This window comes from Enterobacter sp. BNK-14 (genome assembly GCF_047456095.1).
GTDB classification, from domain to species: domain Bacteria; phylum Pseudomonadota; class Gammaproteobacteria; order Enterobacterales; family Enterobacteriaceae; genus Enterobacter; species Enterobacter kobei.
Window position 1 is genome coordinate 2,679,159 of the sequence record NZ_CP179897.1, and the last position, 21,706, is coordinate 2,700,864.

At 55.6% G+C, this 21,706-nt stretch carries 21 protein-coding genes and 1 pseudogene; 13 read left to right on the forward strand and 9 right to left on the reverse strand.

The features are described from left to right. Window positions 1–13: 13 nt before the first annotated feature. Window positions 14–226, reverse strand: a complete 213-nt coding sequence (rpmE, locus tag ACMGGM_RS12805) for a 50S ribosomal protein L31 (RefSeq protein WP_003862040.1) — start codon at window positions 224–226, stop codon at window positions 14–16. Between the two features lie 200 nt (window positions 227–426). Here rpmE and priA point away from each other — a divergent pair, with 200 nt between their 5' ends. The 7 genes from priA (at window position 427) to rraA (ending at window position 8,386) form a co-directional block, all read left to right on the forward strand. Beyond that, entirely contained in the window at window positions 427–2,622 is a 2,196-nt protein-coding gene (gene priA / locus ACMGGM_RS12810; protein ID WP_045134874.1) for a primosomal protein N', read from the forward strand. A 119-nt stretch (window positions 2,623–2,741) separates the two neighbouring features. Continuing rightward, window positions 2,742–3,767: a DNA-binding transcriptional regulator CytR gene (gene cytR, locus ACMGGM_RS12815; RefSeq protein ID WP_014885699.1), complete on the forward strand. Its 1,026-nt coding sequence runs from the start codon at window positions 2,742–2,744 to the stop codon at window positions 3,765–3,767. Window positions 3,768–3,860: 93 nt separating this feature from the next. After that, the gene (ftsN, locus tag ACMGGM_RS12820; RefSeq protein WP_014885700.1) at window positions 3,861–4,850 is read left to right on the forward strand and encodes a cell division protein FtsN; all 990 of its coding nucleotides are present in this window, start codon (window positions 3,861–3,863) and stop codon (window positions 4,848–4,850) included. Between the two features lie 94 nt (window positions 4,851–4,944). Next, the gene (gene hslV / locus ACMGGM_RS12825; RefSeq protein WP_008501802.1) at window positions 4,945–5,475 is read left to right on the forward strand and encodes an ATP-dependent protease subunit HslV; all 531 of its coding nucleotides are present in this window, start codon (window positions 4,945–4,947) and stop codon (window positions 5,473–5,475) included. Window positions 5,476–5,484: 9 nt separating this feature from the next. Beyond that, window positions 5,485–6,819, forward strand: coding sequence for an HslU--HslV peptidase ATPase subunit (gene hslU / locus ACMGGM_RS12830; RefSeq protein ID WP_010436948.1), 1,335 nt, complete (start codon window positions 5,485–5,487; stop codon window positions 6,817–6,819). Between the two features lie 68 nt (window positions 6,820–6,887). After that, on the forward strand, window positions 6,888–7,808 hold the full coding sequence (menA, locus tag ACMGGM_RS12835; protein WP_014885701.1) for a 1,4-dihydroxy-2-naphthoate polyprenyltransferase: 921 nt from the start codon (window positions 6,888–6,890) through the stop codon (window positions 7,806–7,808). Window positions 7,809–7,900: 92 nt separating this feature from the next. Next, on the forward strand, window positions 7,901–8,386 hold the full coding sequence (gene rraA, locus ACMGGM_RS12840; RefSeq protein ID WP_014885702.1) for a ribonuclease E activity regulator RraA: 486 nt from the start codon (window positions 7,901–7,903) through the stop codon (window positions 8,384–8,386). Between the two features lie 76 nt (window positions 8,387–8,462). Here rraA and zapB read toward each other — a convergent pair whose 3' ends face one another. Next, a complete protein-coding gene (zapB, locus tag ACMGGM_RS12845; protein ID WP_008501806.1) occupies window positions 8,463–8,702 on the reverse strand; it encodes a septal ring assembly protein ZapB in 240 nt (79 codons plus the stop codon). 399 nt (window positions 8,703–9,101) lie between these two features. On the opposite strand from zapB, the gene ACMGGM_RS12850 reads away from it, so the two are divergent. The 4 genes from ACMGGM_RS12850 to fpr all read left to right on the forward strand — a co-directional run bounded on the left by ACMGGM_RS12850 (window position 9,102) and on the right by fpr (window position 13,454). Further along, entirely contained in the window at window positions 9,102–9,947 is an 846-nt protein-coding gene (locus tag ACMGGM_RS12850) for an MIP/aquaporin family protein (RefSeq protein WP_014885705.1), read from the forward strand. Window positions 9,948–9,968: 21 nt separating this feature from the next. Next, window positions 9,969–11,477 (forward strand): glycerol kinase GlpK, encoded by a 1,509-nt coding sequence (gene glpK, locus ACMGGM_RS12855; protein WP_014885706.1) that lies wholly within the window; start codon window positions 9,969–9,971, stop codon window positions 11,475–11,477. 123 nt (window positions 11,478–11,600) lie between these two features. Continuing rightward, window positions 11,601–12,611 carry a class II fructose-bisphosphatase gene (gene glpX / locus ACMGGM_RS12860; RefSeq protein ID WP_023331601.1) on the forward strand — a complete coding sequence of 337 codons (1,011 nt, stop codon included), beginning with the start codon at window positions 11,601–11,603 and terminating at the stop codon, window positions 12,609–12,611. A 96-nt stretch (window positions 12,612–12,707) separates the two neighbouring features. Further along, window positions 12,708–13,454, forward strand: coding sequence for a ferredoxin--NADP(+) reductase (fpr, locus tag ACMGGM_RS12865; protein ID WP_014885708.1), 747 nt, complete (start codon window positions 12,708–12,710; stop codon window positions 13,452–13,454). Here the strand turns inward: fpr and ACMGGM_RS12870 are convergent. Then, window positions 13,455–13,873: pseudogene (locus tag ACMGGM_RS12870) on the reverse strand (DUF805 domain-containing protein). A gap of 112 nt (window positions 13,874–13,985) precedes the next feature. Between ACMGGM_RS12870 and ACMGGM_RS12875 the strand changes: the two are divergent. Together ACMGGM_RS12875 and tpiA are read left to right on the forward strand one after the other, a co-directional pair. Then, window positions 13,986–14,582 carry a DUF1454 family protein gene (locus tag ACMGGM_RS12875; RefSeq protein WP_014885710.1) on the forward strand — a complete coding sequence of 199 codons (597 nt, stop codon included), beginning with the start codon at window positions 13,986–13,988 and terminating at the stop codon, window positions 14,580–14,582. 111 nt (window positions 14,583–14,693) lie between these two features. Beyond that, window positions 14,694–15,461 carry a triose-phosphate isomerase gene (gene tpiA / locus ACMGGM_RS12880; protein ID WP_003862019.1) on the forward strand — a complete coding sequence of 256 codons (768 nt, stop codon included), beginning with the start codon at window positions 14,694–14,696 and terminating at the stop codon, window positions 15,459–15,461. 81 nt (window positions 15,462–15,542) lie between these two features. Here tpiA and ACMGGM_RS12885 read toward each other — a convergent pair whose 3' ends face one another. From ACMGGM_RS12885 to cpxP, 6 genes are all read right to left on the reverse strand, one after another. Next, on the reverse strand, window positions 15,543–16,847 hold the full coding sequence (locus ACMGGM_RS12885) for an SLC13 family permease (protein ID WP_014885711.1): 1,305 nt from the start codon (window positions 16,845–16,847) through the stop codon (window positions 15,543–15,545). 73 nt (window positions 16,848–16,920) lie between these two features. Then, window positions 16,921–17,664, reverse strand: a complete 744-nt coding sequence (locus tag ACMGGM_RS12890; RefSeq protein WP_014885712.1) for a CDP-diacylglycerol diphosphatase — start codon at window positions 17,662–17,664, stop codon at window positions 16,921–16,923. 107 nt (window positions 17,665–17,771) lie between these two features. Further along, complete coding sequence (locus tag ACMGGM_RS12895) at window positions 17,772–18,761, reverse strand: sulfate ABC transporter substrate-binding protein (protein ID WP_045134872.1); 990 nt, start codon at window positions 18,759–18,761, stop codon at window positions 17,772–17,774. Window positions 18,762–18,990: 229 nt separating this feature from the next. After that, window positions 18,991–19,953 (reverse strand): 6-phosphofructokinase, encoded by a 963-nt coding sequence (pfkA, locus tag ACMGGM_RS12900; RefSeq protein WP_014885714.1) that lies wholly within the window; start codon window positions 19,951–19,953, stop codon window positions 18,991–18,993. Window positions 19,954–20,127: 174 nt separating this feature from the next. After that, entirely contained in the window at window positions 20,128–21,021 is an 894-nt protein-coding gene (gene fieF, locus ACMGGM_RS12905) for a CDF family cation-efflux transporter FieF (RefSeq protein ID WP_014885715.1), read from the reverse strand. A 153-nt stretch (window positions 21,022–21,174) separates the two neighbouring features. Further along, window positions 21,175–21,681 (reverse strand): cell-envelope stress modulator CpxP, encoded by a 507-nt coding sequence (cpxP, locus tag ACMGGM_RS12910; protein WP_047027628.1) that lies wholly within the window; start codon window positions 21,679–21,681, stop codon window positions 21,175–21,177. Window positions 21,682–21,706: the final 25 nt, after the last annotated feature.

Here is a 21,706-nt window from a genome sequence, read left to right on the forward strand (position 1 = left end):
TTTTTCGGGAAACTTATTTAGCGCCCGGGATGCTGAAACGCTTGTTGAAGCGGTCAACACGGCCACCGGTTGCAACATCACGCTGCTTACCAGTGTAGAACGGGTGGCATTTGCCGCACACGTCCAGGTTCAGATCGTGACCCACGGTGGAGCGGATCTGGATAGAGTTACCGCAAGAACAGTTTGCAGTAATCATTTCGTATTTCGGGTGAATATCTTTTTTCATGGGAGAACCTCAGTTAAGGCCGCGTCGCTCTTCCAGCCCTAACGCCAGACACCACGCGATGTTGAATGTAAGTTCTTTGGCGTAAAGTACACCAAAGGCGGCGAATCATACAGAATTTGACCAACGTATGCAAACTGATCCGCACGCCGCTTTCACTAATGTGTATACTAACGCGCCACTTTTCAAGTCAGGAAGATTCGATGCCCGTCGCTCACGTTGCCCTGCCCGTTCCGCTTCCCCGCACCTTTGACTACCTGCTGCCCGACAGCATGAGCGCCAAAGCGGGCTGTCGCGTGACCGTGCCGTTTGGCAAACAACAGCGTGTGGGGATCGTTGTTTCCGTCAGCGATAAAAGCGAACTCCCCCTTAATGAGCTGAAATCGGTCATTGAGGTACTGGACAGCGAACCGGTTTACTCCACCAACACCTGGCGACTGCTACTGTGGGCGGCTGATTACTACCATCATCCGATTGGGGATGTCCTGTTCCACGCCCTGCCTATCCTGCTGCGCCAGGGTAAGAGCGCCAGCCATGCGCCGATGTGGTACTGGTTTGCCACCGAGCAAGGGCAGGCCGTAGACATTAATAGCCTCAAACGATCGCAGAAACAGCAGCAGGCGCTGGCCGCTCTGCGCCAGGGTAACATCTGGCGGCATCAGGTCGACGAACTTGAGGTGAGCGAAGCCGCTTTACAGGCCCTGAGAAAGAAAGGTCTGAGCGAGCTGGCAAGCCAGGCCCCAGCCCTTCACGACTGGCGCGACGGCTTCTCCGTTTCAGGGGATCGTCTGCGCCTGAATACCGAGCAGGCCACCGCGGTCGGCGCCATTCACAGCGCCTCGGACCATTTTTCTGCCTGGCTGCTGGCGGGCGTCACCGGTTCCGGTAAGACCGAAGTGTATCTGAGCGTGCTGGAAAACGTGCTCGCGCAGGGCAAACAGGCGCTGGTCATGGTGCCGGAAATTGGCTTAACCCCTCAAACCATCGCTCGATTCCGCGAGCGCTTTAACGCGCCGGTTGAGGTCCTGCACTCCGGTCTGAACGACAGCGAACGCCTCAGCGCCTGGCTGAAAGCGAAAAATGGCGAAGCGGCGATTGTGATCGGCACCCGCTCGTCGCTGTTTACGCCGTTTAAAAATCTTGGCGTGATCGTGATCGACGAAGAGCACGACAGCTCCTATAAGCAACAGGAAGGCTGGCGCTACCATGCCCGCGATCTGGCAGTTTATCGCGCCCACAGCGAGCAAATTCCGATTATTCTTGGCTCCGCCACCCCTGCGCTCGAAACCCTGCACAACGTGCGCCAGCGCAAATATCATATGCTGCGTCTGACGCGTCGTGCCGGGAATGCCCGTCCGGCCATTCAGCACGTGCTCGATCTAAAAGGTCAGCAGGTTCAGGCCGGGCTAGCACCCGCATTGATTACCCGCATGCGTCAGCATTTGCAGGCGGGCAACCAGGTGATTCTGTTCCTCAACCGCCGCGGATTTGCACCCGCCCTGCTGTGCCACGACTGCGGCTGGATTGCGGAATGCCCACGCTGTGACCACTACTACACCTTCCATCAGGCACAGCGCCACCTGCGTTGTCACCACTGCGACAGCCAGCGTCCGGTGCCGCGCCAGTGTCCATCGTGCGGGTCAACGCATATCGTGCCGGTCGGACTAGGAACGGAACAGCTTGAGCAGGCGCTGGCGCCCTTCTTCCCTGACGTTCCAATCTCTCGTATCGACAGAGACACCACCAGCCGCAAGGGCGCGCTGGAACAGCAGCTCGCGGAAGTACATCGCGGCGGGGCGCGCATTCTGATTGGTACCCAAATGCTGGCAAAAGGACACCACTTCCCGGACGTCACGCTGGTCGCCCTGCTGGACGTGGACGGCGCGCTGTTCTCTGCGGATTTCCGCGCGGCCGAGCGTTTTGCCCAGCTCTATACCCAGGTGGCCGGACGGGCAGGGCGCGCAGGCAAACAGGGCGAAGTGGTTCTGCAGACGCACCACCCTGAGCACCCGCTGCTGCAAACCCTGCTGCACAAAGGCTATGACGCCTTTGCCGAGCAGGCGCTGGCCGAACGACAGACCATGCAGCTGCCGCCGTGGACCAGCCACGTCATCATCCGCGCGGAAGATCATAACAACCAGCAGGCACCGCTTTTCCTGCAGCAGCTGAGAAATCTCCTGCAGGCCAGCCCCCTGGTGGATAATCAGCTGTGGATCCTGGGTCCGGTACCGGCGCTGGCGCCGAAACGCGGCGGACGTTTCCGCTGGCAAATTTTGCTCCAGCATCCTTCGCGGATCCGTTTACAGCACATTGTTAGCGGCACGCTGGCGCTGATCAACACCCTGCCTGAAGCACGTAAAGTGAAGTGGGTGCTGGACGTCGATCCCATCGAAGGCTGAAGACGGATCGAAAAATTTAACGCTCCTCACACTTTTTATGAAAATTCTGTAACCGATTCCATTAACTATCTGTAAAAATGGTGATGTCAGAAGTTCGGTGTTCAGGCGAGGAGAAGACGTTGAAGTCCAGGAAAGAGGTTGCCACGGCGACCATGAAAGACGTTGCCGAGAAAGCACAAGTCTCAACGGCAACCGTGTCCCGCGCATTAATGAACCCGGATAAAGTCTCCCAGGCGACCCGCAACCGGGTAGAGCAGGCTGCGCTTGAAGTGGGTTATTTCCCACAGGCGATGGGGCGCAACGTCAAACGCAATGAATCACGCACAATCCTTGTGATTGTGCCGGACATCTGCGATCCCTTCTTCAGTGAGATTATCCGCGGTATCGAAGTGACGGCGGCGGAACAAGGCTACCTCGTTCTGATTGGCGACTGCGCCCATCAGAACCAGCAGGAAAAAACCTTTATCGACCTCATTATTACCAAGCAGATCGACGGCATGCTGCTGCTTGGCTCGCGCCTGCCGTTTGACGCCAGCATCGAAGAACAACGCAATTTACCGCCGATGGTCATGGCCAATGAGTTTGCCCCTGAACTGGAGCTACCGACGGTCCATATCGATAACCTCACCGCCGCATTCAACGCGGTGAACTATCTTCAGGAGCTGGGGCATAAGCGCATTGGCTGTATTGCCGGGCCAGAAGAAATGCCGCTGTGCCACTACCGCCTGCAGGGCTACGTTCAGGCACTGCGCCGTACTGGCGTTACCGTCGATCCGCACTACATTGCCCGCGGTGATTTTACCTTCGCAGCCGGTGGCCAGGCGCTGGAGAAGCTTCTGGACCTGCCTGAACCGCCAACCGCCGTATTTTGTCACAGCGACGTGATGGCGCTGGGCGCGTTATCGTACGCCAAACGCCGCGGCCTGCGCATACCGAAAGATTTATCCATCATCGGATTCGATAATATTTCGCTTTCAGAATTTTGCGATCCGCCGCTCTCAACGGTCGCGCAACCGCGCTATCAAATCGGTCGCGAAGCGATGCTGCTTCTGCTGGATCAGCTTCACGGTCAAACAGTTAGCAGCGGCTCGCGGTTGCTGGACTGCGAACTGATAGTCCGGGGCTCTACCCAGGCATTGACTTAACGTAAACGTCTTTAGGACACCCTTATCTGGTCAAAGCCCCGCCGCTTAAGTAACATGGCGGGCTGACGAACGAATAAATACAGCGAAACGATAGTGGCACAACGAGATTATGTACGTCGCGGCCAGCCGGCACCTTCGCGACGCAAAAAGAGTAGCTCAAGGAAAAAGCAACGTAGCCTGCCTGCTGTCTCGCCAGCAATGGTCGCTATTGCTGCGGCTGTTGTCGTCGCCTTTATTGGTGGTCTGTACTTCATCACGCACCATAAAAAGGAAGAGTCCGAGGCGCTTCAGGCCAGTAAAGTGGCCGGTAATGGCCTTCCTCCGAAACCTGAAGAGCGCTGGCGCTATATCAAAGAGCTGGAAAGCCGCCAGCCTGGCGTGCGTGCGCCTACCGAGCCCTCTGCCGGTGGTGAAGTGAAGAATGCCGATCAACTGACGGACGAGCAGCGCCAGTTGCTGGCACAAATGCAGGCCGATATGCGCCAGCAGCCGACGCAGTTGAACGAAGTGCCATGGAATGAACAAACGCCAGCGCAGCGTCAGCAAACGTTGCAGTTGCAGCGTCAGCGCCAGGCTCAAATTCAGCAGCAACAGCAGCAGCAGTGGACGCAAACTCAGCCGGTACAGCAGCCGAAGGCACAGCCTTACCAGCAACCGCAGCAGCAGACGCGTACGGTACAATCTCAGCCTGTTCAGCAGCAGCCAAAAGCACAGCCGCAAAAACAGGCGGCTCAGCCGTATCAGGATCTGCTCCAGACGCCAGCGCATACCACTGCACAGCAGCCGAAAACGCAGCAGGCTGCGCCGGTCACCAAAGAGACCGAAGCGCCGAAGCAGACGGCTGAGAAAAAAGACGAACGCCGCTGGATGGTACAGTGCGGTTCGTTTAAAGGTGCGGAGCAGGCCGAAACCGTGCGTGCTCAGCTGGCATTTGAAGGGTTTGATTCACGCATTACCACCAATAACGGCTGGAACCGCGTGGTGATTGGCCCGGTCAAAGGCAAAGAAAACGCCGATGGCACCCTTTCTCGTTTGAAAGTGGCCGGCCACACAAACTGCATTCGACTCGCCTCTGGGGGTTGAAACCCCCAAAATCTCCCCCATCTATCATTTAATTCAGCCCTGAGCACAGGCTCAGGGCTTCTGTTTCCCGAATTTGTAACCAGGGGGTCTGCTCGTGACAACAATAGTAAGTGTACGCCGTAACGGCCATGTGGTAATCGCCGGTGATGGCCAGGCCACGCTGGGTAATACCGTCATGAAAGGCAACGTGAAGAAAGTCCGTCGTCTCTATAACGACAAAGTGATCGCCGGTTTTGCAGGCGGTACAGCTGATGCCTTCACGCTGTTTGAACTGTTTGAACGCAAGCTTGAAATGCACCAGGGTCATCTGGTGAAAGCGGCCGTTGAGCTGGCAAAAGACTGGCGTACCGACCGTATGCTGCGCAAGCTCGAAGCGCTGCTGGCGGTAGCCGATGAAACCGCTTCGCTGATCATCACCGGTAACGGTGACGTTATTCAGCCGGAGAATGACCTGATTGCCATCGGCTCTGGCGGCCCTTATGCCCAGGCTGCAGCCCGCGCGCTGTTGGAAAATACCGACATGAACGCACGTGATATCGCGGTGAAGGCGTTGGATATTGCAGGTGATATCTGCATCTATACCAACCATAACCACACCATCGAAGAATTGACCTCCAAAGCGTAAGGATCTCCCATGTCTGAAATGACCCCACGCGAAATTGTCAGCGAACTGAACAAACACATTATCGGCCAGGATAACGCCAAGCGCTCCGTGGCTATCGCTCTGCGTAACCGCTGGCGTCGTATGCAGCTTGACGAAGAGCTGCGCCATGAAGTGACGCCGAAAAACATTCTGATGATCGGCCCAACCGGTGTCGGTAAAACCGAAATTGCCCGTCGTCTGGCGAAGCTGGCGAACGCGCCTTTCATCAAAGTCGAAGCTACCAAGTTCACCGAAGTGGGCTATGTGGGTAAAGAAGTGGACTCCATCATCCGCGATCTGACCGACTCGGCAATCAAAATGGTGCGCGTCCAGGCGATTGAGAAAAACCGCTATCGCGCGGAAGAGATGGCCGAAGAGCGCATTCTCGACGTGCTGATCCCACCGGCGAAAAACAACTGGGGCCAGGCTGAGCAGCAGGCTGAACCGTCTGCCGCGCGTCAGGCATTCCGCAAAAAACTGCGTGAAGGCCAGCTGGATGATAAAGAGATTGAGATCGATCTTGCTGCCGCGCCAATGGGTGTAGAAATCATGGCACCTCCTGGCATGGAAGAGATGACCAGCCAGCTGCAGTCCATGTTCCAGAACCTGGGCGGCCAGAAGCAGAAAGCACGTAAGCTGAAAATCAAAGACGCGATGAAGCTGCTGATTGAAGAAGAAGCGGCGAAGCTGGTGAACCCGGAAGAGCTGAAGCAGGATGCTATCGACGCGGTTGAGCAGCACGGCATCGTGTTCATCGACGAAATCGACAAAATTTGTAAGCGCGGCGGCAACAGCTCCGGCCCGGACGTGTCCCGTGAAGGCGTTCAGCGCGACCTGCTGCCGCTGGTTGAAGGCTGCACCGTCTCCACCAAGCACGGTATGGTGAAAACGGACCACATCCTGTTTATCGCTTCCGGCGCGTTCCAGGTTGCCAGCCCGTCTGACCTGATCCCGGAACTGCAGGGTCGTCTGCCGATCCGCGTTGAACTGCAGGCGCTGACCACCGAAGATTTCGAACGCATCCTGACCGAGCCAAACGCCTCTGCGACCGTACAGTACAAAGCGCTGATGGCGACCGAAGGCGTGAACCTGGAGTTCACCGAAGACGGTATCAAACGTATCGCCCAGGCCGCGTGGCAGGTTAACGAAACCACCGAAAACATCGGTGCGCGTCGTCTGCATACCGTGCTGGAACGCCTGGTGGAGGATATCTCTTATGATGCGAGCGACCTTAACGGTCAAACCATTACCATTGACGCTGAATATGTGAGCAAACATCTTGATGCGTTAGTGGCAGATGAAGATCTTAGCCGTTTTATCCTATAATCGCGGTTATTGCATTCTCATCACCGTTAATGGGGGCTAATGCCCCCATTTTTATTGGCTAACTACTTATGACTGATATCAGCCGTACTCAGGCGTGGCTCGAAAGTCTACGCCCTAAAACGCTTCCTCTGGCCTTTGCCGCCATTATCGTCGGCACGGCACTTGCCTGGTGGCAAGGTTATTTTGATCCTCTGGTCGCTGCGCTGGCATTGATTACCGCAGGGCTGCTGCAAATTCTCTCCAATCTCGCTAACGACTACGGTGATGCGGTGAAAGGCAGTGACAAACCTGACCGTATCGGACCGCTGCGCGGGATGCAGAAAGGGGTGATTACCCAGGCACAGATGAAGCGCGCGCTGATTATCACCGTGGTACTGATTTGTTTATCGGGTCTGGCACTGGTGACGGTCGCCTCGAAAACCACCAGCGACTTCATCGGCTTCCTGGTGCTGGGCTTGCTCGCAATTATCGCGGCCATTACCTACACCGTCGGTACGCGTCCTTACGGGTATATTGGCCTCGGGGATATCTCCGTGCTGGTGTTCTTCGGCTGGCTGAGCGTGATGGGGAGTTGGTACCTGCAGGTGCATACCGTTATCCCTGCCCTTTTCCTGCCCGCAACCGCCTGCGGTCTGCTGGCGACGGCGGTACTCAACATCAATAACCTGCGCGATATCGACAGCGACCGTGAGAACGGTAAAAATACGCTCGCGGTACGTCTGGGGCCGGTCAATGCGCGCCGCTATCATGCCTGCCTGCTGATTGGTGCCCTGGTTTGTCTGGCACTGTTTAATCTGATCTCACTGCACAGCGTATGGGGCTGGCTGTTTATACTCGCCGCGCCGCTGCTGATTAAGCAGGCCCGCTTCGTCATGCGTGAACTTAGCCCGGCAGCGATGCCGCCGATGCTGGAACGAACGGTAAAAGGCGCCCTGCTGACTAACCTGTTGTTCGTCATTGGGATTGTCTTAAGCCAGACGCTCAGTTAGCTGACAAATATCAATTAACAATTGATGATTTTGCCAACAACGCATTTAGCACGATATACTGAACACATTCGCAGCAACTGAGCGGTAAACCTATGAAATACGATACCTCCGAGCTTTGTGACATCTACCAGGAAGATGTCAACGTCGTTGAACCGCTGTTCTCCAACTTTGGTGGACGGTCGTCGTTTGGCGGACAAATCGTCACGGTGAAATGTTTCGAGGACAACGGGTTGCTGTATGATCTGCTCGAACAGAACGGTCGTGGCCGCGTTTTGGTCGTCGATGGCGGCGGTTCCGTGCGTCGCGCTCTGATAGATGCAGAGCTGGCCGGCATTGCCGTGCAGAACGAGTGGGAAGGCATTGTGGTGTACGGTTCCGTGCGCCAGGTGGACGATCTCGAAGACCTGGATATCGGGATTCAGGCGATTGCGGCCATTCCGGTAGGCGCAGCGGGTGACGGCATCGGTGAAAGCGACGTCCGCGTCAATTTTGGCGGCGTGACCTTCTTCTCCGGCGACCATCTGTACGCTGATAACACCGGGATTATTCTTTCGGAAGATCCGCTGGATATTGAGTAATAAAACAGTAAGCGTAAATCATAAAAAAACCGCCAATAACAATGTGGCGGTTTTTTTGTCCCTCGGGCAATGGGAATCAGACTTCTTCCATACGTCCCAGCAGCGCCTGCAGGCGATCCTGCCAGCCGTTCTGCTGTTCGCGCAGCTGGTTGTTTTCACGCTCCAGTTCTTCGCGGCTGTGCTGCGCGTTCTGCACTTCCTGCGCCAGGCTGTTGTTTTTCTCTTTCAGCTCTTCAATTTCCATTTGCAGCAGCGTGATGGTGTCAATCGCCTGCTGTACTTTCGATTCCAGTTTCTCAAACACTTCTAAAGACATGATGCTACCTCTCCTGAATTGCAAGGCGACGCTTTAACGTAAACGCGCACGACATATTCCATCGATTGTATGGAGCGCGGCGCTCTGTGTCCAGCGACACGCCGCGCAGATCGCGGTTTGCAACACTTTTCGGTCTCGTCCTGGTGCGTTCGCGGCATATACCACTAAGTTGTTAACTCATTCGTTAATGAAATGATTCAGCTCACATTCCATTTCTGATGCAAAAACGCGCTTTATGGCGCGAAAACGCTCATTTTATTGACGCAGACCACACATTTTGATTTCGATATTTCTCGTTTTTGCTCGTTAACGATAAATTAACACTATGTCTACAGGGCATCGTGGCTGTCACGGGCGACCACGCTAACAATAAACATCAATTTCTTCAGGATTCCGATTATGAGTCAGACATCAACCTTAAAAGGCCAGTGCATTGCCGAGTTCCTTGGTACCGGGTTGTTGATATTCTTCGGAGTGGGCTGTGTCGCTGCACTGAAAGTGGCGGGTGCCAGTTTTGGTCAGTGGGAAATCAGTATCATCTGGGGTCTGGGCGTGGCGATGGCCATCTACCTGACTGCAGGGGTTTCTGGTGCACATCTTAACCCGGCGGTGACTATCGCACTGTGGCTGTTCGCGTGCTTCGACGGACGCAAAGTTGTTCCCTTCATTCTTTCTCAGTTTGCCGGCGCGTTTTGTGCAGCGGCGTTAGTTTACGGGCTTTATTACAATCTTTTCATCGACTTCGAACAGACGCATCATATGGTGCGCGGCAGCGTCGAAAGTCTGGATCTGGCAGGCATCTTCTCAACCTATCCAAACCCGCATATCAATTTTGTGCAGGCGTTCGCAGTTGAAATGGTGATTACCGCTATTCTGATGGGCGTTATCCTGGCGCTGACCGACGACGGAAACGGCATTCCGCGTGGCCCGCTGGCACCTTTGCTGATTGGTCTGCTGATTGCGGTGATCGGCGCATCCATGGGCCCGCTGACCGGGTTTGCGATGAACCCGGCGCGTGATATCGGACCGAAAGCCTTCGCGTTTATCGCGGGATGGGGCGACGTGGCCTTTACTGGCGGGAAAGATATCCCTTACTTCCTGGTACCGCTGTTTGCGCCGGTGGTTGGGGCTGCGCTGGGCGCGTTTAGCTACCGCAAATTAATTGGTCGCCACTTACCGTGCGACACCTGTGTGGAAGAGGAGAAGGAAACGACTTCTACCGCACAACAAAAAGCTTCGCTGTAATCTGACTACGGGACACATACCATGACCGAAAAAAAATATATCGTTGCGCTCGACCAGGGCACTACCAGCTCCCGCGCTGTCGTAATGGATCATGACGCGAACATTGTCAGCGTGTCTCAACGTGAATTTGAGCAAATTTACCCTCGTCCAGGCTGGGTAGAACATGACCCAATGGAGATCTGGGCTTCACAAAGCTCAACGCTGGTTGAAGTACTGGCGAAAGCCGATATCAGTTCCGACGAGATTGCCGCTATCGGTATTACCAACCAGCGTGAAACGACGATTGTCTGGGAACGCGAAACCGGTAAGCCTATCTACAACGCTATCGTCTGGCAGTGCCGCCGTACTTCAGAAATCTGTGAACAGCTGAAGCGTGACGGGATGGAAGAGTACGTGCGCAGCGCCACCGGTCTGGTGGTTGACCCGTATTTCTCCGGCACCAAAGTGAAGTGGATCCTCGACCACGTGGAAGGTTCACGCGAGCGTGCAAAACGCGGCGAGCTGCTGTTCGGAACCGTTGATACCTGGCTTATCTGGAAGATGACCCAGGGACGCGTTCACGTCACCGACTACACCAACGCCTCGCGTACCATGCTGTTCAACATCAACACCCTGGAGTGGGATGACAAGATGCTGGACGCGCTGGATATCCCACGCGCGATGCTGCCTGAAGTGCGCAAGTCTTCAGAAGTCTACGGTCAGACCAACATCGGCGGTAAAGGCGGCACCCGTATTCCTATCGCCGGTATCGCCGGTGACCAGCAGGCGGCACTGTTCGGCCAGCTGTGCGTCAAAGAAGGGATGGCGAAGAACACCTACGGCACCGGCTGCTTTATGCTGATGAATACCGGTGAGAAAGCGGTGAAATCAGAAAACGGCCTGCTGACCACCATCGCCTGCGGCCCTCGCGGTGAAGTGAACTACGCCCTGGAAGGTGCGGTGTTTATGGCGGGTGCATCTATTCAGTGGCTGCGTGACGAGATGAAGCTGATTAGCGATGCCTTCGACTCCGAATACTTTGCAACCAAAGTGAAGGACACCAACGGTGTGTACGTGGTGCCAGCGTTCACCGGCCTGGGCGCACCGTACTGGGATCCCTATGCACGCGGTGCGATTTTCGGTCTGACGCGTGGTGTGAACTCGAACCACATTATTCGCGCCACCCTGGAATCCATTGCCTACCAGACGCGCGACGTGCTGGAAGCGATGCAGGCAGACTCCGGCATTCGCCTGCACGCCCTGCGCGTGGACGGCGGCGCGGTAGCGAATAACTTCCTGATGCAGTTCCAGTCCGACATTCTGGGTACCCGCGTTGAGCGCCCTGAAGTGCGTGAAGTCACGGCGCTGGGTGCGGCATATCTTGCCGGTCTGGCGGTAGGCTTCTGGCAGAACCTGGACGAGCTGCAGGAAAAAGCGGTTATCGAACGCGAGTTCCGCCCGGGCATCGAAACCACCGAGCGCAACTTCCGCTACAGCGGCTGGAAGAAAGCAGTGAAGCGCGCCCTGGCGTGGGAAGAGCACGACGAGTAATCCTATATTCCCTCTCCCATGGGGAGAGGGTCAGGGAGAGGGGCCCAAACCGCACCGGTCCCCTCCCCCCTCCCCACTCTGTGATAAACTTCGTGCAATTCCTTTTGATTGCACGAGTACCTCATGAAACGTGAACTTGCTATCGAGTTTTCCCGCGTCACCGAAGCGGCCGCCCTCGCAGGCTATAAATGGCTGGGGCGTGGCGACAAAAATACCGCGGACGGTGCTGCTGTCCATGCCATGCGCATTGTACTTAACCAGGTCAACATCGACGGCACTATCGTCATCGGCGAAGGCGAGATCGACGAAGCGCCAATGCTCTATATCGGTGAAAAAGTCGGTACCGGCAAAGGGGATGCGGTGGATATCGCCGTAGACCCGATTGAAGGCACCCGCATGACGGCGATGGGCCAGGCCAACGCGCTTGCGGTTCTGGCCGTGGGCGATAAAGGCTGCTTCCTTAACGCGCCGGATATGTACATGGAAAAGCTGATAGTCGGTCCTGGTGCGAAGGGCGCAATCGACCTCAGCCTGCCGCTGGAAGAGAACCTGCGCAACATCGCCAGAGCTTTGGGCAAACCCCTGAGTGAACTGACCGTGACGATTCTGGCAAAACCGCGCCACGACGCCACCATCGCGCAGATGCAAAAGCTCGGCGTGCGCGTGTTTGCCATTCCGGATGGCGATGTTGCCGCCTCAATTCTGACCTGCATGCCGGACAGCGAAGTAGACGTGCTGTACGGCATCGGCGGTGCGCCGGAAGGCGTGGTCTCGGCGGCGGTGATCCGCGCGCTGGACGGCGATATGCAGGCGCGCCTGCTGCCCCGCCATGAGGTGAAAGGCGACAGCGACGAGAACCGCCGTATCGGTGAAAACGAGCTGGCACGCTGCGAAGCAATGGGTATCGAAGCCAATAAGGTTCTCGCGCTGAATGAAATGGCACGCAGCGACAACGTTGTCTTCTCCGCCACCGGCATCACCAAAGGTGACCTGCTGGACGGCATCACCCGCAAGGGCAATATGGCGACCACCGAAACGCTGCTGATCCGCGGTAAATCGCGCACCATTCGCCGCATTCAGTCCATCCACTATCTCGATCGTAAAGACCCGGACGTACAGACGCACATTCTGTAAAACCGTTTGATCGATAGAGCTTTCCGGCCCGAAGGGGCTGGAAATGTTTCCCACAAGTACGGAAGATAGAACAGAGAAACAGCACAGGAGAAGATCATGGCGGACTGGGTAACAGGTAAAGTCACAAAGATAGAGTTCTGGACCGATGCGCTATTTAGTCTCACCCTGCATGCTCCCGTTCACCCGTTTAAGGCCGGGCAATTTGCGAAGCTGGGGCTGGATGTCGACGGCGAACGCGTGCAGCGCGCCTACTCTTACGTTAACGCGCCGGATAATCCGGATCTTGAGTTCTATCTGGTGACCGTCCCGGACGGTAAGCTCAGCCCGCGCCTTGCCGCCCTTAAGCCCGGTGACGATGTGCAAATTGTGAGTGAAGCAGCAGGTTTCTTTGTACTCGAAGAGATCCCTGATTGTGACACGCTCTGGATGCTGGCAACCGGCACGGCCATTGGCCCCTACCTCTCCATTCTGCAATATGGCAAAGACCTTGAGCGCTTTAAAAACATCGTGCTGGTGCATGCTGCGCGCTACGCCGCAGACCTGAGCTACTTGCCACAGATGCAGGCGCTGGAACAGCGATATGGCGGGAAGCTGAAAATTCAGACCGTCGTCAGCCGCGAAACCGTAGCAGGTACGCTGACCGGTCGCGTGCCGGCGTTAATTGAGAGTGGTGTGCTGGAAAACGCAGTGGGTTTGCCGATGACTGCCGACACCAGCCACGTCATGCTGTGTGGTAACCCGCAGATGGTTCGGGATACGCAACAGCTTCTGAAGGATACCCGGCAGATGACGAAACATCTTCGCCGCCGACCGGGTCATATGACCGCCGAACACTACTGGTGATCAGCGGTACTTCACCTCAAGGGTGTCTTTACCGTATTTATTTTCGCTCTGGGTGCCGATAAACGCGCCCAGATCGACAATCATCATCACGAAGATAACGGACGGCAGCAGTCTGCCCACCACCCAGGGAAGAATGGACGGCAGCATCCCCAGTTCCCTGCGACCAGCATCCACGCCAGAATAATCAGAAAGGCCCACGCGCCGGAACGGCCACGATCGTGAAGACGTTTCACCACCACGGCCGCCGTTGGCCACAGCAAACAGACCAGCGCAAAAGCCGCCGTTTGCGTGCTCAACCAGGCATTGTACGCAACGAAAAACAGAAGCAGCATGGCGACAACCCACGTCACCATCCAGACCCAGAAATCACGGCGTCCGATACGCCCTTTGAATGAAAACAGCCACTGCTGTATGGTCATGTAAGGTTCCTTATTATCATTTAGTCCGCATTTTACCCTGGAGTTGTGACCTTTTGACAAGCCGGGCAGATATCGTTTTAATCATGAGCACTTACGGCCAGGGGCAATGTTGATGAAAAGTTCGGCACACACTCTCTTCCTGTGTATAGCGATGCTTGGCGCGGGTTTTCCGCTGCACGCCGCCGACACGTCGGCCCCTACCACGGCACCCTATTTGCTGGCAGGCGCGCCGTCGTTCGATCAATCCATCAGTCAGTTTCGTGAAACCTTCAATCAGACCAACCCTACGTTGCCGCTGGATGAGTTTCGCGCGATTGATAGCTCTCGTGATACCCCAACCCTGACCCGCGCGGCGAGCAAGATAAACGAAAACTTGTATGCCTCCACGGCGCTGGAGCGTGGAACGTTAAAAATCAAAAGCATGCAAATCACCTGGCTACCGATCCAGGGACCAGAGCAGAAAGCGGCAAAAACGAAGGCGCAGGAGTACATGAGCGCGGTATTACAGGCGTTTACGCCCGCGCTGACGAAAAAGCAAAGCCAGCAAAAGCTACAAAAGCTGCTGGCCGCGGGTAAAAACAAGCGGTACTACGCCACAACTGAAGGGGCAATTCGCTATGTGGTGGCGGATAACGGCGAAAAAGGACTGACCTTCGCAGTTGAACCGATTAAGCTGGCGCTATCTGACACCCTCGGCGGGGCGAATTAATGACAAAAAGCAAAGCCTTTCGAGGGAAAATCTCTATACTGATTCACAGACCATGCTGCCCGACAGGGCGGCCATATTCCTTAATTCGCTTATTTAGCGTGGAGAATTGAAATGCGACATCCTTTAGTGATGGGTAACTGGAAACTGAACGGCAGCCGCCACATGGTAAACGAACTGGTTGCGAACCTGCGTAAAGAGCTGGCTGGCGTAACGGGCTGCGCGGTTGCTATCGCTCCGCCGGATATGTACCTGGATCTGGCTAAACGCGCCGCTGACGGCAGCCACATCATTCTGGGTGCACAGAACGTTGACGTTAACCTGTCTGGCGCGTTCACCGGTGAAACTTCCGCTGAAATGCTGAAAGATATCGGCGCAAAATACATCATCATCGGCCACTCAGAGCGTCGCACCTACCACAAAGAATCCGACGAGTTCATCGCGAAGAAATTCGCTGTGCTGAAAGAGCAGGGTCTGATCCCGGTTCTGTGCATCGGTGAAACCGAAGCAGAAAACGAAGCGGGCAAAACCGAAGAAGTGTGCGCACGTCAGATCGACGCGGTTCTGAAAACGCAGGGCGCAGCAGCGTTCGAAGGTGCAGTCATTGCTTACGAGCCAGTCTGGGCGATCGGTACCGGCAAATCTGCAACGCCAGCGCAGGCTCAGGCCGTGCACAAATTCATCCGTGACCACATTGCTAAAGCCGATGCGAAAGTGGCTGAGCAAGTGATTATCCAGTACGGCGGTTCCGTAAACGCTTCCAACGCTGCTGAGCTGTTCACCCAGCCAGACATCGATGGCGCGCTGGTTGGCGGTGCATCCCTGAAAGCTGACGCTTTCGCGGTGATCGTTAAAGCGGCAGAAGCGGCTAAACAGGCGTAATTGCCTTTGCGGCGGGTGGCGCTTCGCTAACCCGCCCTACGCTCTTCTCCTCCCTCTCCCTTCGGGAGAGGGTTGGGCGGACTACACTTTCCCCAGCAAGCTAAACCACAGATAATCCAGCGGCAGCAGCACCAGATACGTCGCAACGGCCAGCGCCAGACAGAGCATCATCCCCGCCTTTGCAGGCACCTTCCCTAGCCCCATCGCCACAACAATCGGCGACGCCTGATACGGCAGCAGCGGCGTGGAATAACCCAGTACCTGAATCATAATCACCGACAGCAGCGGGAAGCCGGTGGCATCTGAGAAGCTCTGTGCCAGGGTGGTATACAGCGCCGGAACGCCGTTAGCAGTCATAATGAAGTTGAGCGCGGTGGTGATACCGGTCAGCGCCAGGAAACTGGTGAACGGTTTGTCTGCGTCCAGCGGCATAATGCGGAGCAACGCTTCGCCCACCGCCGTACCGATACCGGTTTGCGTCACCACGATGGCCAGCCCAAGAATACCTGCCACATAGAGACAGGTACGCATATTCACCCCCGCAGAAAACTCTTCCCCGGTGATAAAACCAACGCGCGGCAGCATAACGATGACGGACGCCGCCAGCCCAGTCCATGCCGGCCCAATACCATGCCAGCTCTCCGTGACCCACATCACCAGCACCACCGCCAGCAGCCAGGCGAGGCGCTTTTCATCCTGCCCCATGGGTTCAGATGGCGCCAGATCCTTCGGCGGTTTTGGGCTGCCGGGGAATAACCAGCAGATGAGGCCAATCAGGATCAGCCCTTTGAGAATGCCCAGCACCGGGGTGTGCAGCAGCAGATACGGAACATAGTTCAGGTGGATGCCGTACGAGCCTTCCGCCGCACCGCTCATCACCAGGTTAGGGACGTTAGCAGGCAGGATAGTTGCCGAGAGCTGGAAAGTGCCGAACCCCACGGCCAGCGCCAGACCAAACCAGGCGCGGGAACCGTCAGGGATGCCGGCACGTTTCGCCATCGCCGCAACAATCGGCATCAGCAGCGCAATACGCCCCATATTTGACGGCATCACAAACGCCAACGCATAGCTCAGCAGCACCACACTCGCCACCATCAATATCCAGGAATCGGTAAGCTTTGCTGACAGCGCCCGGGCGGCCCTGTCAGCCAGACCGGTTTTACGGATCGCCACCCCCAGTACAAAACCGCTGAATACCAGCCAGAAAGCCGACGAGGCAAAGCCGCCGAAAATGACTTCCGGCGGGGCGATTCTGGCGGCCATCGCTGCCGTGAAAAACAGCAGCGCGGTGATAAATTCTGGCAATAGCGACGTCGCCCATAGCACGATGGTGACGCCAACAATCAACGAAGGCAGCAGCAGAGGATGAGATAACCAGAGCGACATACCTGTCTCCTGTAGATTTTTTCAGCAAGTCTACGGCGACAGGCAGGACGAGTAAACGCTATTTATGGTGGGGTCACTTCAGGATAGTGCATTGATGATCCTGCAATTCCTCAGCCGAGGCGCGGTTAAGCATGAGCAGGTTTCGCTCGGTCGCCAGCAAAACAAACGAACCATCCGACTGCTGCGCCATCGCCAGCGCAAAGCGCCCCATGTGGTCGCGCGCTTCGGGTAGCTCTTCCGCCAGCATCATAAACGGGCTGCGCTGGACCAGTTCATTCTCCGTTACCCGTCGGGCAAGATACTCATGCCCCTCCAGCCCACCGGGTAGAGGTAGCCACTGGGTGCTAATGTCGCCCTGTGCCGCATTGAGTTTCTCACGTACGTCCGGGCGCAGACAGGAGATATGAATATGGAAATGGTTCTGCGTACGGCCAGTCGGCGAGTTAATCGTCAGTGAAATGGCGCTGTCAGGCACCTCAGATCCCCGCTTCAGGGTCATAAAGCTGCGCGACTGCCACGCCAGCCAGAAGAAATTTGGCGTGTGAGGCTCGGTCAGGAGCGGGCTTTCGGTTCCATTAATGCGGTATGTCGGCATCAGCAGATACTGCAACGGCCCGTTGCGGTCTTTAAATACGACATAGCCCGCATCAGGCTTCACCTGTGCGCAGGGTGCCGGGTTACGGTGTTGCAGTTGATTAGGCAGGCACTGGTCGAGAACGATATGACGCAACGCATTCGGATTACCCGCTTTTATCCAGTACACGCCGCCAGCGGCAAGGGCGATGATAATAAGGATCAATAAGATAATTTTTTTCACAACGCGTTCCCTGTTTTCGATAGAGGCGAAAGAGTAACGCAAAATGATGACCAAATAAAAAACCCGGTGGATTTCTCACACCGGGTCACCGTGCCGTTTGATAACGCTTAGCGCTGGCTAATCTGATCGAAGGTGCCGCCATTAGAGAAGTGCTCTTTCTGCGCTTTCGTCCAGCCGCCGAACACATCATCAATGGTGAAGAGTTTCAGTTTCGGGAATTCCCCTTCATATTTCTTCGCAACAGCCGCATCGCGTGGACGATAGTAGTTTTTCGCCGCAATTTCCTGGCCTTCAGGCGAGTAGAGATATTTCAGGTAGGCTTCCGCCACCGCTTTTGTCCCTTTCTTATCAACCACTTTGTCGACCACGGAAACAGTCGGCTCGGCAAGAATAGACTCGCCTGGGGTCACAATCTCGAACTTGTCTTTGCCCAGCTCGTGGGTGGCCAGCAGGGCTTCGTTTTCCCATGCGATCAGCACGTCGCCGATACCGCGCTCGACGAAGGTGTTGGTGGCGCCACGCGCGCCGGAGTCCAGCACTTCGACGTTTTTGTACAGCGCTTTCACGAACTCCTGCGCTTTGGCCTGGTCACCGTTGTTGTGATGCAGCGCGTAACCCCAGGCCGCCAGGTAGTTCCAGCGAGCGCCGCCGGAGCTTTTCGGGTTTGGTGTAATCACTGACACGCCCGGTTTTACCAGGTCGTTCCAGTCTTTAATCTGTTTCGGGTTGCCTTTACGTACCAGGAAGACGATGGTCGAGGTGTATGGCGCAGAGTTATCCGGCAGGCGTTTGATCCAGTTTTTGTCGATACGACCACGCTCGGCAATGGCGTCGACATCGTAGGCCAGCGCCAGGGTCACCACATCGGCTTCGATACCGTTGATGACGGAGGTCGCCTGTTTACCGGAGCCGCCGTGAGACTGGCGAACCACGACATTGTCGCCAGTTTCCTGTTTCCAGTGCGCCGCAAATGCTTTGTTGTACTGCTCGTACAGCTCACGCGTCGGGTCGTAAGACACGTTCAGTAACTGGATGTCCTTCGCCAGAACGCTGGCCGATGCCAGCAATAATGTTAAACCCACGCCCCATTTATTCATCGCCCGGCTCTCTTGTGTAGTGTTTTGATGAATGCAGCGTGCCAGAAAGCGATTCGATGATTAAAGAATAAAAAAAGATTGGCTATAACGTAGAGGAATAAAAAGAAGAATGTGAGCAGCCAGATGCCCTCACCCCAACTCTCTCCCACGGGAGAGGGAGCAAACATAAAAAACGGTAACCCAAGGGTTACCGTTTTGCATTTACCTTGCCACCGGGCAACAGAGCCGATCAGTACAGTTTTTTCGCGCAGTCCAGCCAGTCACCTTTGAACGGACGCTTCATGTTTTCAATCGCGTCGATGATGTCATGGTGAACCAGTTTTTCGTTCTGAATACCGACGCAACGGCCGCCGTGACCCTGCAGCAGCAGATCGATAGCGTACGCGCCCATGCGGGACGCCAGAATGCGGTCGTAAGGGCCAGGGGAACCGCCACGCTGGATGTGACCCAGTACGGTCGCGCGGGTTTCGCGCTTGGTTTCGGCTTCGATGTACTTCGCCAGCTCGTCAACGTCACAGATGTGCTCGGTGATAGCCACGATCGCGTGTTTTTTACCTTTCGCGATGCCGGCTTTGATTTCAGCGACCAGATCTTCACGGCTGAATTCCACTTCCGGGACCACCACGAACTCACAACCACCGGCAATCGCCGCGGCCAGGGTCAGGTCACCGCAGTAACGCCCCATCACTTCAACGATAGAGATACGCTGGTGAGAAGACGAGGTATCGCGCAGACGGTCGATCGCTTCAACAACGGTACCCAGTGCAGTAAAGAAGCCGATAGTGTAGTCAGTACCTTTGATGTCGTTGTCGATGGTGCCCGGCAGACCGATGCACGGGAAGCCCATTTCGGTCAGACGTTTTGCACCCATGTAAGAGCCGTCACCGCCGATAACCACCAGCGCGTCCAGACCGCGTTTTTTCATGTTCTCGATAGCCACTTCACGGATGTGTTCGTCACGGAATTCCGGGAAGCGCGCAGACCCAAGGAAGGTACCGCCACGGTTAATCATGTCGGACACGCTGTAACGGTCGAGCTGAACCATACGATCTTCATACAGACCCAGGTAACCATCATAGATACCAAAAACTTCCAGACCTTCCGTCAGCGCTGCACGGACAACACCACGAATTGCCGCGTTCATGCCCGGCGCATCACCGCCGCTTGTCAACACACCGATTTTCTTAATCATGACTACCTCTGAACTTAGGAATGCAAAATTGAAATCTGTTGCCGGAAGAAACTTATCGACCAACGAATACTGCAAATAGTATATCAATCCCTTCCAGCTGAATTGATTCAGGTCAGACCAAATGGCGGTAATTTATACACAAAATGCTGGCCTGGCTCACTTTTTTACAACCAATTACGAAAGCCCCACGTGTCCGGGTACAACCGAGCAGGGATCCTGGTGAATAATGACGTCTGAACCAGGAAAACGCTGCAAAATTGCCTGCTCGACCTGCTCTGCAATCACGTGAGCCTGTACCAGTGGCAGGTTGTCTTCCATTTCAATATGAATCTGAATAAAGCGGGTCGGCCCTGACTGCCGCGTTCGAAGATCGTGTGCACCGCTGACGCCAGGCCAGGAGGTCACAAGAGAAAAAATTTCATTGCGTTCTGCGTCCGGAAGGGCCCGGTCAAGCAACGATTGCACCGCGTCATACCCCATCCGTAAGGCGCTATATAAAATATAGATGCCGATACCTAACGCAAATAGCGCATCGGCCCGGTGCCAGCCATACCAGGCCAGGCCGAGCGCAATAAGAATTGCCCCATTCATCATAACATCAGATTGATAATGAAGCATATCCGCCCGTACAGCCTGGCTTTGCGTTTTGCGAACCACCCAGCGCTGGAACGTTACCAGAACAAGTGTGCTTATAAGTGCAACGACCGTCACCACTACGCCCACGCCGGGATCGTTCATCGGTGTCGGCGAGACGAGATGCTGAATGCCGGTCAAAAACAGGAACAGTGCAGAACCGGAAATAAACATGCTTTGCGCCAGCGCGGCCAGCGACTCCGCTTTACCGTGCCCAAACGTGTGCTCTTCATCCGCGGGCTGCAGTGAATAGCGCACCACCAGCAGGTTGGTTAGCGAGGCGGCAATATCCATTAGCGAATCCACCAGCGCCGCCAGAATACTGACCGAACCGGTATACCACCAGGCAAAGATTTTAATCAGTAACAGGCCAGACGCCACAACGGTTGCCGCAATAGCGGCCCGGCTTACCAGCCTTCCATAGGATTGATTCATAAACGCTCCTGTCATGTCTTGCCGCTAGTATAACGGAAGCATAGGGGGACGGAGGATGAATAAACGGTTAACAAATCAGAATGCGGGGCAAAAAAAACCCCCACATCATGTGGGGGAAGACAGGGATGGTGTCTATGGCAAGGAAAACAGGGTTTACTGGTTACTACGGGTACTGCTATTGCTACTGAAAAGCGTCGCATCCAGGCTTCGCTGCATCCGTGCAACCTCACGCAACTGGTCCATTCGTTGCTGATGTCGGGTGTTCAAAACCGCTTGCTGCTCGGGCGTTAGCAGGTGGAACATCTGGTTACGGACCTTCGCCATCTCTACCTGGCGGGCAACCTGTTCCTCTGCCATTTTTTCGGCCTGAGCGCGTACAGCGCTTTCGTCAAAATTTTCTGCGGTGACAAGGCGATGCATTGTCTCCATTTCGCTAACATTAACAGGGGGCTGGTCGTGTCGTGCCCTCTGCATCAGATCTCGCATCTGTTGACGCTGATGTTCGGTTAAACTTATGCCGTCAAACATATGGCTTTGGCTACTGAGCTGCGTTGCGCCCTCTGGTGAGGGACCGGTATCGCCGTTGATAGCTACAGCGGCCTGGCTAAACGCACTGAACGCCAGCGTTGAGGCCATGACGGCAGCGGTAACTTTGCGCATCACTTGCTCCCAAAATCTTTCGTGT